Consider the following 13,741-nt stretch of genomic DNA (forward strand, 5'->3'; position numbering starts at 1 on the left):
GTTCCAACCTCTCGGATACGAGGCCGAATTGGCCTGACCTGCGGGGACCGTACCAGGCGTACGGCCCCCGCCGATCAGGCGATGATCAGACCGTACGACCTCGGGCGGGGAGGTCGGCCAGGACTTCCGCGAGGGTCCGGGCCGCTCGTTCCGCGTCCTCGAACCCGACGTACAGCGGCGTGAAGCCGAACCGCAGCACGTCCGGCCTGCGCAGGTCGCCCACGACTCCGCGCCGGATCAGCTCCGCCATGACGGCCGGCGCGTCCTCACAGCTCAGCGCGGTCTGGCTGCCGCGCTCCCCGTGCGCCTCCGGCGTCACGGAGCGGACGCGGCCCTCCGGCACGTACGCCCGCACGCACTCCAGGAAGAAGTCCGTGAGCGCGAGGGACTTGGCCCGTACGTCCTCGATCGCGACCCCGTCCCAGACGTCGAGCGACGCTTCGAGGGCCAGCAGGGAGAGGATGTCGGGCGTGCCGACCCGGCCCCGTACGGCGCCCGCGGCCGCCTCGTACCCGGGGGTCATGGCGAACGGGTCGGCGTGCGAGTTCCAGCCGGGGAGCGGCGAGTCGAAGCCGCCCTGGTGACGTTCGGCGACGTACAGGTAGGCCGGCGAACCGGGCCCGCCGTTCAGGTACTTGTACGTGCAGCCGACGGCCAGGTCGACCCCGTGCGCGTCCAGGCCGACGGGCAGGGCGCCCGCGCTGTGGCACAGGTCCCAGACGGCGAGCGCGCCCGCCGCGTGCAGCGCGGCCGTGATGCCGGGCAGGTCCTGGAGGCGGCCGGTGCGGAAGTCGACGTGGTTGACGAGCGCGAGGGCCGTGCGCTCGCTCACCGCGTCCGCCATCGCGGTCGGGTCGCACGCCACGATCCGGTGACCCGTCATCCGGGCGGCCGACTGGGCGATGTACCCGTCCGTGGGAAAGGTCGTCGCGTCGACGAGGATCTCGTCCCGGCCGTCACCGCTCAGGCGGGCCGCCGCGACGACCGCCTTGAAGACGTTCACGCTGGTCGAGTCGCCGACCACGATCTGTCCCCGCGCGGCGCCGACGATCGGCGCGATCCGGTCACCGATCCGCTCGGGCGCGGTCCACCAGCCTGACTCGTCCCAGGAACGGATCCGCAGCTCGCCCCACTCACGGGTGATGACGTCGGCCATGCGGGCGGGGACGTGGGCGGGCAGCGCGCCGAGGGAGTTGCCGTCGAGGTAGACGGTGTCCGCGTCGAGGGCGAACTTCTCGCGGTGCTTGGCCAGCTCGTCGGCGGCGTCGAGCTCCAGAGCCCTGCGTCGCAGGTCGTCGGAGAACGTCGTCTGTCGCGAGTCGTCGGGCAGCGTCGCCTGTCGCAGGTCGTCAGACATGGCTGCGGGCCGTCCAGAGCTCCGGGAACACGTTCTTCTGCGCCCGCTTCTCCAGCCAGGCCACGCCCGCCGAACCGCCGGTGCCGGTCTTCGCGCCCATCGCCCGGCGGGTCGCCACCAGGTGGTCGTTGCGCCAGCGCCAGACCAGTTCCGCGACGTCGCTCAGGGCCTCGCCGAGCCGGACGAGCTCGCCGTTCTGGTCGGCGTCCGCGTAGATCCCGGCCCAGACCGCCTCGACCTCGGGGGACGGCTCGTACCGCTGCGACAGGTCACGTCCGAGGACCGCGGCCGGCACGGGCAGGCCGCGGCGGCCCAGGAACGCGAGCACCTCGTCGTACAGGCTCGGCTCCTGGAGCGCCTTCTCCAGCTCGGCGTGCACGCGGGGCGCGCCCCGGTGCGGGACGAGCATGGACGCGGACTTCTCGCCGAGCAGGAACTCCATCCGCCGGTACATCGCGGACTGGAAGCCGGAGCCCTCGCCGAGCGCGGACCGGTAGGCGTTGAACTGGGCGGGGGTGAGCTGCGCGAGGGGCCGCCAGGAGTGGTTGAGGGCCTCGAGCTCGCGCACGGAGCGCTTGAGCGCGTCCATCGCGACGGGGACGCGGTCCTCGCGCAGGGCGCGGCTCGCGGTCTCCCACTCGTGGACGATGACCGTGAACCACAGCTCCATGACCTGGGTGGTGACCAGGAAGACCATCTCGCCCGGGTCGTCCGAGCGGAGGTGCTGGAGGTGGGTGAGGACGTCCGCCTGGACGTAGTCCTCGTACGGCGTCGTGCCGGCGAAGTCGAGATTCGGGTCGTCGGCGACCGAACCGGCTCCGGAATCGGGAGAACCCGGGAAGAGTGACATTTCTGTCTCCTCGATACGAACTACCGGGTAGCGGTCTGCTCCACCGTGTCCGCGTCGTTCCGTGCGGCACGGGAGCCCCGGTCCCCTCGGGAGGCGCGCTGCGACGCGCGTCGTCCCAACCGCATCATGACACGATCGGGCCGGTGATGTAGTTCCCGTCTTCGTCATACGGAAAAGCGTTCGACCGACAGCCGTCCAGGCCCTTGATCTGCTGCATCATCGCCGGTGCGAGCTTGCCCGGGCCGCCGCAGCCCATGTGCTGCCGGATGCCTATCTCGTGCCCGACCTCGTGGTTGATGATCAGATGCCGGTACTCGGCGGGCGGCCCGGCGAAGGTGGGCGAGCCGAGCATCCAGCGTTTGAGGTTCACGACGACACCGTCGGTGGTCTCGCAGTTCAGCTCGCCGCGGGTGTTGAGGCCCTGCCGGGCGCAGAGGGCGTCGGCCGTGTCCGGGGTGGCGATCCGGATGACGAAGTCGGCGTTCTCCGAGACCAGCTGGAAGCGGCCCCGGCCGTGCGCGGCCCAGCCGCGCGGATGCGCCAGGATCCGCTGGATCTCGGCGGCCGTCTCGCGCGCCGAGAGGTCGACGCCGTCCTCGACCTGCACCCGGTAGCGGCGCAGGACGCCGCTGTCACCGACCGCGTCGCCCGAGGCCTGCGCGGTGGTGAAGGTCCCGGCGCCGGACTTCGGCACCGTGGTCTTCTTCGGGGTGGGCTTCGGCTTCGCCGACGGCGTCGGCCTGGGCTTCGGCTTCGCCGTCGTGGCCTTGGGGGCCGGGGATGCCGTCGTCGGGGCCGGGGCGCCCGTCGCCGGGTCCAGGGCGCTGGCGGGGGCGGGGGCCGGAGCCGCCGAGTCGTCCGTCCCCGGGCCGTTGAAGTGGGCGAGGGCGACGCCCGCGCCGAGCGCGACCGTCATCAGGACCAGGGTCGGCAGCGCGAGCCGGCGCACGGGGCCGCGTCTGTCTCTGCCCCTCCGCCGGCTCGGCGTTCGTCGCCGTCCTGCGGATGCGGCACGGTTGCCCACGTCAGACTTCCCCCCATTGAGTACTGCGGTCCCCCAGGGGATCGTACCGATCCGGTCGAACACCCTTTCCCCGCAACGGGGAAAAGAGTGTCCGGCGGGCAGGGGGGAAAGGTCAGCCGAGCGTCTCCGCCGCGGTCTCCGAGGAGTCCCGCAGGAAGGTCGTGCAGCGCTCGTACTCGTCCTTCTCGCCGATCTCGCCGGCCGCGCGGGCGAGCGAGTGCAGCGCGCGCAGGAAGCCGCGGTTCGGCTCGTGCTCCCACGGCACCGGGCCGTGGCCCTTCCAGCCGTTGCGGCGCAGCGCGTCGAGGCCGCGGTGGTAGCCGGTACGGGCGTAGGCGTACGACTCGACGACCGAGCCGCGCTCGTACGCGTCGTCGGCGAGCTGGGCCCAGGCGAGCGAGGAGGTCGGGTACTTCGCGGCGACGTCCGCCGGAGCCGTACCGTTCGCGAGCAGCTCGCGCGGACCCGGGTCGTCGGGCAGGTGGGTGGGGGCGGGTCCCCCCAGGAGGTTCTCATGCATGGCCATGGGCCCCAGTCTGCCTCAGTCGGGAGCCCCCGCACGCGGCTCCCGCTCCCCCGGTTCGAGCGGCGGTGACGTCACTCCGCAGTGCACCTTGCACCCCGGGTGGCAGTCCGCCCGTGTCGCCGGGGTGCGCAGGGTCGTCCAGGCGAGCACCGCGCCCACCACCAGGATCCCCGCGCACATCGGCATCGCCCGCCGGAACGTCTCCCCGAACTCCTCCGCCGAGCGGTACGCCTCCGGGCCCATCCCCGCGAGCATCGGCAGCGCCGCCACCGCGAGCAGCCCGGCCGCGCGCGCCGCCGCGTTGTTGATGCCGCTCGCGAGACCCGCCCTCGACACGTCCACCGAGGCGAGCACGGTCGCGGTCAGCGGGGCGACCAGGGCCGTCATACCGAGCCCGAGCACAAGCAGGGCCGGCAGCACGTCCCGTACGTACGAGGCGTCCGCACCGACCCGCAGCATCAGGAGCATGCCCGCGGCGCACAGCAGCGGCCCGACCGTGAGCGGGATCCGGGGCCCGATCCGCTCCCCCAGCTCCCCGGACTTCGCCGAGAGCAGCAGCATCAGGACGGTCGTCGGCAGCAGGGCCGTACCGGCGCCGAGGGCCGAGTAGCCGGAGACCACCTGGAGCTGGAGGGCCGCCAGGAAGAAGAAGCCGCCGAAAGCCGCGTACACACAGAGCGTGACCAGGTTGACCGCCGTGAAGATCCGGGACGCGAAGATCGACGGCGGCACCATCGCGGACCCGCCGCGCCGCCGCTCCACCACCACGAACCCGGCCCCGATGACGACCCCGACCGCCCCCGCCCACCAGGCCGCTCCGATCAGCGCGTACGTCACGAACGCGAGCGCCGCCGCACCCAGGACCGCGCCGAGGACGTCGAACCGGCCGCGCGCGGTCTCGTCCCGCGACTCCGGCACGTGCCGCAGCGCGACGGGCACGCAGAGGACGGCGAGCGGCACGTTCAGCAGGAACACCCACCGCCAGCCGGGCCCGTCCACCAGCCAGCCGCCCACGAACGGCCCGATCGCCGCGCCCACCCCGCCGAAACCCGACCAGAGCCCGACCGCCTTCGCCCGGTCGTCCTCGTGGAAACTGGCCTGGATCAGCGCGAGCGACCCGGGCGTGAGCAGCGCCCCGCCCACGCCCTGGAGGGCGCGGGCGGCGATCAGCACTTCGGCGTTCGGCGCGAGCCCGCACAGCAGCGAGGCGAGCGCGAACCACACCACCCCGATGACGAAGACACGACGCCGCCCGTACCGGTCACCGAGCGCCCCGCCGAGCAGGATCAGCCCGGCAAGCGTCAGCATGTAGGCGTTGACCGTCCATTGCAGCGCGCCGAGGTCGGCGTCGAGGTCCTCGCCGATGTGCGGCAGGGCGACATTGACGACGGTGGAGTCGAGCAGCGCCATCCCGGACCCGAGGACGGTCGTGAAGACGATCCACCGCCCGGTCCCCGAGCTCATCCGGATGTCCATGCCTGCCATGGTCCTCGCGGGGGCGGCCGGGTGCATCCGTTGTGGGCATTCGCCCCGCTGGGGGCCACGCACGAGGGCCCGGCACCTCGAAAGGTGCCGGGCCCTGCGCTCACGCCACTCGTGAACTACTTCAGCTTGGTGCCGGTCGAGCGCAGCGCCGCGCACGCCTCGGTCACGCGGACGGCCATGCCGGCCTCGGCCAGCTTGCCCCAGGTGCGCGGGTCGTAGGTCGACTTGACGCCGACCTCGCCGTCGACCTTCAGGACACCGTCGTAGTTCTTGAACATGTGGTTCGCCACCGGACGCGTGAACGCGTACTGCGTGTCGGTGTCGAGGTTCATCTTCACGACGCCGTTCTCGAGCGCGGTCGCGATCTCCTCGGCCGTGGAGCCCGAGCCGCCGTGGAAGACGAAGTCGAACGGGGAGGCCTTGCCGTACTTCTCGGCCACGCCCGCCTGGAGGTCCTTGAGGAGCTCGGGGCGGAGCACGACGTTGCCCGGCTTGTAGACGCCGTGCACGTTGCCGAAGGAGGCGGCGAGCAGGTAGCGGCCCTTCTCGCCCAGGCCGAGGGCCTCGGCGGTGCGGAGAGCGTCGTCGACGGTGGTGTACAGCTCGTCGTTGATCTCGTGGCTGACACCGTCCTCCTCGCCGCCGGTCGGGGTGATCTCGACCTCAAGGATGATCTTGGCGGCGGCGGCCTTGGCGAGCAGCTCCTGGCCGATGGCCAGGTTGTCGGCCAGGGTCTCGGCGGAGCCGTCCCACATGTGCGACTGGAACAGCGGGTTGTCGCCACGGGCGACGCGCTCGGCGGAGACCTCGATCAGCGGACGGACGTAGCTGTCCAGCTTGTCCTTCGGGCAGTGGTCGGTGTGCAGCGCGACCGTGATGTCGTACTTCGCGGCGACGATGTGCGCGAACTCGGCCAGGGCAACGGCGCCCGTGACCATGTCCTTGTTGTACTGACCGCCCAGGAACTCGGCTCCGCCGGTCGAGATCTGGATGATGCCGTCGCTCTCGGCCTCCGCGAAGCCGCGCAGAGCAGCGTGCAGGGTCTGGGACGAGGTCACGTTGATGGCCGGGTAGGCGAACTTGCCTGCCTTCGCCCGGTCGAGCATCTCGTTGTAGACCTCGGGGGTTGCGATGGGCATTCGTCCGCTCCTTGTGATGTGCGGGGTGTGTGCGTTGCTGTCCCTGACCTGGGGGCGACGTCATCGTCGACGCCCATCCTTCCAGACTCTCGTCCGGGCTCCCACGGGCATGGCAGACGAAGGGGCGGAGTGTTTCACGTGAAACACTCCGCCGCTAGGCAAAAACGCAGGTCAAGACAGTTACCACCGGGGTCCGGGACCTAGGTCACGACTTCGCGCCGGTTACGCCAGGTCGAGATCGGCCAGCTGGAAGCCGGTGAGGTACGTCAGACCCGCCCCCGCGATGGCGTCGGCGGCGCCCCGGTCGACGATCGTGGCCACGGCGACGACCTCGCCGCCGGCCTCACGGACGGCCTCGACCGCGGTCAGCGGCGAACCGCCGGTGGTCGAGGTGTCCTCGACCACGAGGCAGCGACGGCCCTTGACGTCCGTGCCCTCGATCCGGCGCTGCATCCCGTGCGCCTTCTGCGCCTTCCGTACGACGAAGGCGTCCAGGCGCTGCCCGCGCGCGGCGGAGGCGTGCAGCATCGAGGTCGCGACCGGGTCGGCGCCCAGGGTCAGACCGCCGACACAGTCGAAGTCCAGGTCGGCCGTGAGGTCGAGCATGACCTGACCCACCATCGGCGCGGCCTCGCCGTCCAGCGTGATCCGGCGCAGGTCGATGTAGTAGTCGGCTTCCAGACCCGAGGAGAGGGTCACCTTGCCGTGCACCACGGCCTTGTCCTTGATCTGCTGGAGCAGCTCAGCGCGTACGTCAGTCATGCCCCTGAGCTTAGAGGGCACTGGTCAGAGGCGCCGCCAGCTCCAGGTGCTCTCGACCTCCAGCGGGTCGATCGGGGTGACCAGGCGCGGGTGGGTGTTGAGGCCGTTCGGCGGACCGGACTGCGGCTCGACGCAGACGGCTTCCTCGGGCTCGTCGTAGATCACGACCCACTCGGCACGGCTGGTGACCTTGAGCTCCAGCTCCTCCGGCCAGGTGAGGGTGACGTCGACACCGTCGGGCATGCCGAAGCAGTCGTCCCAGGGGCCGGGCAGGGGATCGATCCTGCGCCCGGTGGGGAGGTGGTTGTCGCCGCGCTCCTCCTGCCAGGCGGCGGTGAAGCCGATCCGCACGTCCTGACCGCCTCCGCCGAGGTTGCGCAGGAACCAGGGGTGCCAGCCGGCCTGCGCCGGGAAGGAGGCGTCGTAGGTCTCCACCCCGAAGCGCAGGGTGAGGGAGTCCTCGGCCAGCTCGAACACCTGCGTCACCGTGCCCGTGTACGGCCACGGGTCCCCGAGCTCGCAGGTGAAGACGGCCTCGGTGGCGGAGGTCCTGGCGGTCTTCCAGGCGAGGTCGCGGACGGTGCCGTGGATGGCGTGCGGGGCCGCGTTGACCGGCAGTTCATGGGTCGTCGCACCGTTGCGGAAGCGGCCGTTCTCGGTCCGCCCGCACCAGGGCACCATCGGGAAGCTCCCGTACCGCTCGCCCTGGCGCAGCACCTCGGTGCCGCCGAGGCGCAGGCTCTCGATCCGGCAGCCGTTCTCGGGGCTGATGGTCAACTCGGCGTCGCCCGCCGTCAGTCGCGTCTGCATGCTCACGCCCCGACCCTAATCGTGCGAGACCTCGAACGTGACCGACCCTTTCCGGGCAGGTTTCAGCGGCGTCGGCGCAGTGCCCTGCCGACGACGACGGCGGAGGCGAGCGCGAGGGCCGCGGCCGGCGCGATCCAGCGCAGCGTGGCACCGGCGCTCGACGCCTCGGGGGCGGGCATGGGGGCGTACCGGCCGCGCGGCGGGGCGTGGTCGACCTCCTCGGCGCTCCGCCCGATCATCGTCCGGCGGGCGTGGGCGGCCTCGGCGGCGGGCTGCGGGACGGGGAAGGCGAGGGGGGTGTCGCCGAAGTCCTCGCCGAGGAGGGGGTCGAGGGGGGGCGGGGGGACGGGCCCGTCGAGACCTGAATCCCGACGGGGCTCCTCGACCCCGTCGTCGACACCGTCGTCGTCGGTGTCGGGCTCGGTGTCGGTGTCGGGGTCGGCGTCTGTGTCGTCGTCGGGCTGGGTGGCGGGCCCAGAGGCGGACTCGGTGTCGGCGGCCTCGGAGGCGGCGGCGACAGGCTCGGCCTCGGCGTCCGGCTCGGAGGCGGCGGCCTCTTCGGGCGCTCCGGGGGTCGGCTCCTCCGGCTCCGGCTGCCCCGCCAGGGCCGCCAAAGCCTCCGCGAAGCGGTCGAGCAGCCGTGTGCCGGCCGTGGATCGTGCCTCGTCCGTCGCCTCGGCGAGCCGGCCGGTCGCCGTCAGGGCGCCGGTGAAGCTCAGCCTCGTGCCCTCGGCCACCGGGGTGAGGACGACGGCGAGGGTCAGTTCCGCCGTGCCGTTGCCCCGGGCCTCGGCGCCCTGGCCCTCGTAGGTGAGGGCGCCGTCGCGCTCGACCACCTCCAGGGCGCCCCGGTAGGTGATGGTGTGGCCGCCGACCCGCACCTTGAGCCGGCCCGTGAGGGGACCCGCCTCCGCGTCGGCGTCGCGCTGGAAGCCGGGTACGCAGCGCACCACCCGGCCCGGGTCCGTGAGCGTCGCGCGCAGAACCTCGGCCGGGACCGGGACGAACACCTCATGCTCCATGGAAACCGAGCCTACTCAGGCCGGGCCGCGCCGTCGCCTCCGTCAGCCGCCGTACCTCGGATGCACCAGGGTCGACGGGGCCAGCTCCGCGCCCCGCCCCCGCTCGGCGCGGCGGGCCGCCGCGTCCAGGGTGTCCTCGCCGAGCGAACGCAGCCGGGGCGCGTCGGCGGCGAGACCGAGGGCGGGCGGGCGGCTGCCGGGGACGGCCAGGAGGAAGCCCCAGTCGTGGGGCCCCCGCCCCGTATCGCCGGCGCGGTCGGCGCGGTCGGGGCCCGCGGCGAAGCCGGGGGTGCGGCCGCTCGCGCTGTACGGGCGGGTCGCGAAGCCGGCCGCGTGCAGGGTGGCGTCCACGGTCCAATAGGCGCGGGGGCGGTCGGTGACGGACCCGGCGTGGACGACGAAGCGTCCGGTGCGGGTGAGGACCCGGGCCACGAGGCCGTAGAACTCCTGCGCGTACAACTTGGTGCTGGGGGTGATCCCGGGGTCGGGCAGGTCGGAGATCACCACGTCGTACCGTTCCTGCACAAGCGCGGTGGCGCCCCGGAGCCAGTGGAAGGCGTCCGCGTGGACCACCTGGACCCGGGGGTCACGGAACGCCTGTGCGTTCAGCCGGGCGAGCGCCGGGTCCGTACGGGCGAGGCGGACGACGCCCGGGTCGAGTTCGACGACGGTGACCGAGCGGGCCCCGGGGTAGCGCAGCACCTCGCGGGCGGCCATGCCGTCCCCGCCGCCGACGATGAGCACGCGCGCGTGCGTGCCGTTCATCGCGGGGTGGACGAGCGCCTCGTGGTAGCGGTACTCGTCCTCCCCGGAGACCCGGAGGCGTCCGTCGAGGAAGAGGTCGGGCGGTCCGTCGAGGCCTCCCGTGACGACCACTTCCTGGAGCTCGGTCTGGACGGCGACCCGGACCCGCTCGCCGTACACGGCCCGGCGCGCCGCCTGTTCGAAGTCGTCGACGAGGACGGTCGCCGTGGCGAGGACGGCGAGGACCGACATGTTCACGGCGACGAGGAGGGCTCGGGAGCGGGCGGTGAGGTCGCGGCGGAACACCCACAGGACGAGGCCGCCGCCCGCCACCGCGTTGACCGCGCCGGTGACGAGGGCGCCGGTGAGCTGGCCGAGCCAGGGCAGCAGCAGGAAGGGGAAGGCGAGGCCGCCGACCAGCGCGCCGACGTAGTCGGCGGCGAAGAGGTCGGCGACCGTCCCGGCGGCGTCGTCCTGCTCACCGGTCGGGGCCTGCCGCCCGGAGCGCCCGGGGCGTCCGGACGGCTGCCCGGCGGACCGCTGTATCAGCGACATCAGGAGCGGGATCTCCGCGCCGATGAGCACCCCGATGGCGAGCGAGAACGCCACCACCACGTACCGCGATTCGCCGAGCCAGGCGAAGGCCGCGTACAGCACCATCGCCGAGCAGCCGCCGACGAGCGCGAGCCCGGCCTCGACCAGGCCGAAGCCGACGGCGGCGCGGCAGCGCAGCCGCTTGGCGAGGAGCGAGCCCACGCCCATGGCGAAGACCATCACGGAGAGCACGACGGAGGCCTGGGTGACCGAGTCGCCGATCAAGTAGGAGGCGAGCGCGACCAGTTCGAGCTCGTAGACCAGACCGCAGGCGGCGCAGACGAAGACCACCGCGAGGACCGGGAACCGTACCGCCCTGACCTCGCCGGCCGTCCCGCGCGGCGGCTCGGGCCGCCGCACGGGCGCCCGCCGCACCCTCTTGGGTGGCATGGTCACGGTCGGCTCGATCATGGCCGTAACGCTACGTCACGATTCTCACACCCCTTGTCACCCACACGAGTGCACCTGGGGCTCCTGGAGGGCGCATTAGAGCGTTGCGGGCATACGTGCGCCGATACGGGTCCTGGTCACCACCAACTGCCCCTCCTGCGGGTAGGCGTGCCAGGTGCGCCAGCGCACCTGGCCTTCGTGGCGCTGCGCCAGCATCGCCGTGAAGGCGTGCGGGGAGCCGGGGAAGGTCCCCGCGAGTCCGTTGGGATGGTCCGCGACGAGTGCGAGCAACTCCTGTGCGCGGCCCGCGAAGGAGCCGTGCGAGAGCGTCTCGACGCGGGCGGCGAATTCGTACTCCCATTCGCCGACGCGCTTGGAGACGCCGAGCGGGAGCGGGGTGCTGCTGCCCGGCATACAGGCGACGGTCTCCGAGCAGCTGCGGCCCTCCTCTTCGAGGAGGACCTGATGGGAGGCGCCGAGCAGCCGCAACTGGATCTCGGCACCGTCGAGTTGGACGTCGAGCACGGCGAGGGCGGGCAGCGGCTCACGCCCGAGGGCCCAGGCCAGATCGGCCGCGCGTGTGTCGGTGTAGGAGGTATTCAGGGTGGTGAGCATGGGTCGGCTCCGCAAACACGGTTTGACGGGTGGGCCGGGGGCGCCCCGGAGAGGGTTCAACGGCAGTGGGGAATCGCCGACTCGGGTCCACACACGGTCCGAGGGCTGTCTCTGTCAGGAGCGAGAGAACCACGGACGCCGAGCGACTCGCAGCGGTTTTACCCAACTTGCTGTGTTTTCCAACCCCTTCGGGGACCCCACAGTTCAATTGTTCAATCCGACTCGATCGCCCGGTCCGTGCGGACCGCCCACGTCCTGTGCTTCAGCTGCCTCCGCCGCAACCGCCGCCACCCCCACAACTCGACCCGCCGGAGCTCGACCCGCCGGAACCGCACGAGCTGCTCCCGCCACAGCCGCCGCCCCCGCCCCCGTCGGCCCAGGTGCTGTGCCTCGACCGGCCGCCACGCGGCCGGACGGCGCCCCGCGTGCTGTGGACGGCGGCCGCCACTCCGAAGACGACCGCGATCACGAAGAGAGCGATGCCGGTCACGATGAAGAATTCCATCTGTACTACCCCCGTTCTTCTGTGCGAGGGAGATTCCCACTCCGTCCTTGCGTCAAAGCGCACTTGAGCAAGTCCAGAGCTTGGCTCCAGGATGGCCGTCATGACACGACCGCCGCTCAACCGCCGCCTCGCCGAGTTCGGGACGACGATCTTCGCCGAGATGTCCGCGCTCGCCGCCAGGACCGGGGCGATCAACCTCGGCCAGGGCTTCCCCGACACCGACGGCCCCGAGGAGATCCGGGAGGCCGCGGTCCGCGCGCTGCGGGACGGCCGCGGCAACCAGTACCCGCCCGGCCCCGGTGTCCCCGAGCTGCGCTCGGCGATCGCCGACCACCAGCGGGAGCGGTACGGCCTCGACTACAACCCCGACACGGAGGTGCTCGTCACCGCCGGTGCCACCGAGGCCATCGCGGCGGCGCTGCTCGCGCTCGTCGAGCCGGGTGACGAGGTGATCGCCCTGGAGCCGTACTACGACTCGTACGCCGCCTGTGTCGCGATGGCCGGCGGGACGAGGGTCCCCGTCACCCTCCGCCCGCACGAGGGGTCCTACGTCCTCGACCTGGACGAGCTGCGGGCCGCCGTCACCGACCGGACCCGGCTGATCCTCCTCAACACCCCGCACAACCCGACCGGCACCGTGCTCACCCGGGCCGAACTGACCGCCGTCGCGGAGCTCGCGGTCGAACGGGACCTGCTCGTCGTCACCGACGAGGTGTACGAGCACCTGGTCTTCGACGGCGCCGAGCACATCCCGATCGCGACCCTCCCCGGCATGCGCGAGCGCACGGTGACCATCGGCTCGGCCGGCAAGACCTTCTCGTTCACCGGCTGGAAGGTCGGCTGGATCACCGCGGACCCCGCGCTGACCTCCGCCGTCCGCTCGGCCAAGCAGTTCCTGACGTACGTCTCCTCGGGCCCGTTCCAGTACGCGATCGCCGAGGCGCTCCGGCTCCCGGCCACGTACTTCGACACCCTCCGCGCCGACCTCCAGGCCAAGCGGGACCTGCTGAGCGAGGGGCTCGCGCAGGCGGGCTTCGAGGTCTACCGGCCGGCGGGCACCTACTTCGTCACCACCGACATCCGCCCGCTCGGCGCCGACGACGGCTTCGCCTTCTGCCGCTCGCTGCCGGAGCGCGCCGGGGTCGTCGCCATCCCCAACGCCGTCTTCTACGACCACCGCGAGGCCGGCGCCCCCTTCGTCCGCTTCGCGTTCTGCAAGAAGACCGAGGTCCTGGAGGAGGCCGTCTCGCGGCTCAAGCGGCTGGGCTGACACGCGTACGAGAGCCCGACCTCCCTCGGAAGGGGGGCCGGGCTCTCGTGACGATCGGGAGGGCGGGGAGGCTCAGGCCTCCTCGTCGCCCGCCTTCTGCTCGGGGGTCTCCAGACCGAACTGCTCGACGATCCACTTGTCGAACTCGATGGAGGCGCGGACCCAGCTGACCGTGGAGGACACGAAGTGCTCCAGGGCGACGCCGGTGCCGATCAGCATCTGGGCCTCACCGATGAGACGGAGGGTGGCGGAGCCGTCCTCCTCCTCGTGCAGGTGCGTGTAGACCTTGGGCCACAGGGTGCGGCGGTTCCAGTCGTCGATCGCGTCGAGGATCCGCGCGCGGTCGTCGGCGGAGTGCGGGCGGTCGTAGAACGTCCGCACCGAGAAGACCTGCTGCTCGTCCTCACCGCGGAACATGAAGTACGTGCGGAATTCCTCCCACGGCGCCGCGAGGTCACCCTCGTCGTCGACGACGTACTTCAGCTCCATCTGCTCGAGGAGCTGCTTGACGAGGTCCTGGTCGGGGACGACGGGGCCCGCCGGTCCTGCGGCCTGAGGCTGGGGCTGGCCCCCGAAATTCGGAATCGAGGACGGGTCGATGCTCACCGTGTATTTCCCTTCGTACGGATGCTCGCCATCCTCCCCCAT

At 72.1% G+C, this 13,741-nt stretch carries 13 protein-coding genes; 1 reads left to right on the forward strand and 12 read right to left on the reverse strand.

Annotated features, from left to right (window positions below; translation table 11 throughout):
* Positions 1-85 precede the first annotated feature (85 nt).
* The 11 genes from kynU to ACIRB7_RS18390 form a co-directional block, all read right to left on the reverse strand.
* On the reverse strand, positions 86-1,357 hold the full coding sequence (gene kynU, locus ACIRB7_RS18340; RefSeq protein ID WP_403599318.1) for a kynureninase: 1,272 nt from the start codon (positions 1,355-1,357) through the stop codon (positions 86-88).
* Complete coding sequence (locus ACIRB7_RS18345) at positions 1,350-2,207, reverse strand: tryptophan 2,3-dioxygenase (RefSeq protein ID WP_403599321.1); 858 nt, start codon at positions 2,205-2,207, stop codon at positions 1,350-1,352. The genes kynU and ACIRB7_RS18345 overlap by 8 nt, the downstream gene beginning before the upstream one ends.
* A gap of 124 nt (positions 2,208-2,331) precedes the next feature.
* Positions 2,332-3,231 (reverse strand): DUF3152 domain-containing protein, encoded by a 900-nt coding sequence (locus ACIRB7_RS18350; RefSeq protein WP_403599324.1) that lies wholly within the window; start codon positions 3,229-3,231, stop codon positions 2,332-2,334.
* Positions 3,232-3,343: 112 nt separating this feature from the next.
* Entirely contained in the window at positions 3,344-3,757 is a 414-nt protein-coding gene (locus ACIRB7_RS18355) for a DUF3151 domain-containing protein (protein ID WP_266893592.1), read from the reverse strand.
* Positions 3,758-3,772: 15 nt separating this feature from the next.
* The gene (locus ACIRB7_RS18360) at positions 3,773-5,233 is read right to left on the reverse strand and encodes an MFS transporter (protein WP_403599327.1); all 1,461 of its coding nucleotides are present in this window, start codon (positions 5,231-5,233) and stop codon (positions 3,773-3,775) included.
* 125 nt (positions 5,234-5,358) lie between these two features.
* Positions 5,359-6,381, reverse strand: a complete 1,023-nt coding sequence (gene fbaA / locus ACIRB7_RS18365) for a class II fructose-bisphosphate aldolase (RefSeq protein WP_403599330.1) — start codon at positions 6,379-6,381, stop codon at positions 5,359-5,361.
* Between the two features lie 222 nt (positions 6,382-6,603).
* A complete protein-coding gene (gene pyrE, locus ACIRB7_RS18370; RefSeq protein ID WP_403599333.1) occupies positions 6,604-7,143 on the reverse strand; it encodes an orotate phosphoribosyltransferase in 540 nt (179 codons plus the stop codon).
* A 24-nt stretch (positions 7,144-7,167) separates the two neighbouring features.
* Complete coding sequence (locus ACIRB7_RS18375) at positions 7,168-7,953, reverse strand: aldose 1-epimerase (protein WP_403599971.1); 786 nt, start codon at positions 7,951-7,953, stop codon at positions 7,168-7,170.
* Positions 7,954-8,015: 62 nt separating this feature from the next.
* Positions 8,016-8,975, reverse strand: a complete 960-nt coding sequence (locus ACIRB7_RS18380) for an SRPBCC family protein (RefSeq protein ID WP_403599335.1) — start codon at positions 8,973-8,975, stop codon at positions 8,016-8,018.
* A 42-nt stretch (positions 8,976-9,017) separates the two neighbouring features.
* Positions 9,018-10,724: a polyamine aminopropyltransferase gene (locus ACIRB7_RS18385; protein WP_403599338.1), complete on the reverse strand. Its 1,707-nt coding sequence runs from the start codon at positions 10,722-10,724 to the stop codon at positions 9,018-9,020.
* Between the two features lie 75 nt (positions 10,725-10,799).
* On the reverse strand, positions 10,800-11,318 hold the full coding sequence (locus ACIRB7_RS18390) for a DUF2617 family protein (protein WP_403599341.1): 519 nt from the start codon (positions 11,316-11,318) through the stop codon (positions 10,800-10,802).
* Positions 11,319-11,923: 605 nt separating this feature from the next.
* Between ACIRB7_RS18390 and ACIRB7_RS18395 the strand changes: the two genes are divergently transcribed.
* Positions 11,924-13,093 carry a pyridoxal phosphate-dependent aminotransferase gene (locus tag ACIRB7_RS18395; RefSeq protein WP_403599344.1) on the forward strand — a complete coding sequence of 390 codons (1,170 nt, stop codon included), beginning with the start codon at positions 11,924-11,926 and terminating at the stop codon, positions 13,091-13,093.
* 72 nt (positions 13,094-13,165) lie between these two features.
* On the opposite strand, the gene ACIRB7_RS18400 is transcribed toward ACIRB7_RS18395, so the two are convergent.
* The gene (locus tag ACIRB7_RS18400) at positions 13,166-13,699 is read right to left on the reverse strand and encodes a YbjN domain-containing protein (protein WP_351210553.1); all 534 of its coding nucleotides are present in this window, start codon (positions 13,697-13,699) and stop codon (positions 13,166-13,168) included.
* Positions 13,700-13,741: the final 42 nt, after the last annotated feature.

Origin of the sequence: Streptomyces sp. NPDC093795, from assembly GCF_044764665.1 — a bacterium.
GTDB lineage: Bacteria > Actinomycetota > Actinomycetes > Streptomycetales > Streptomycetaceae > Streptomyces.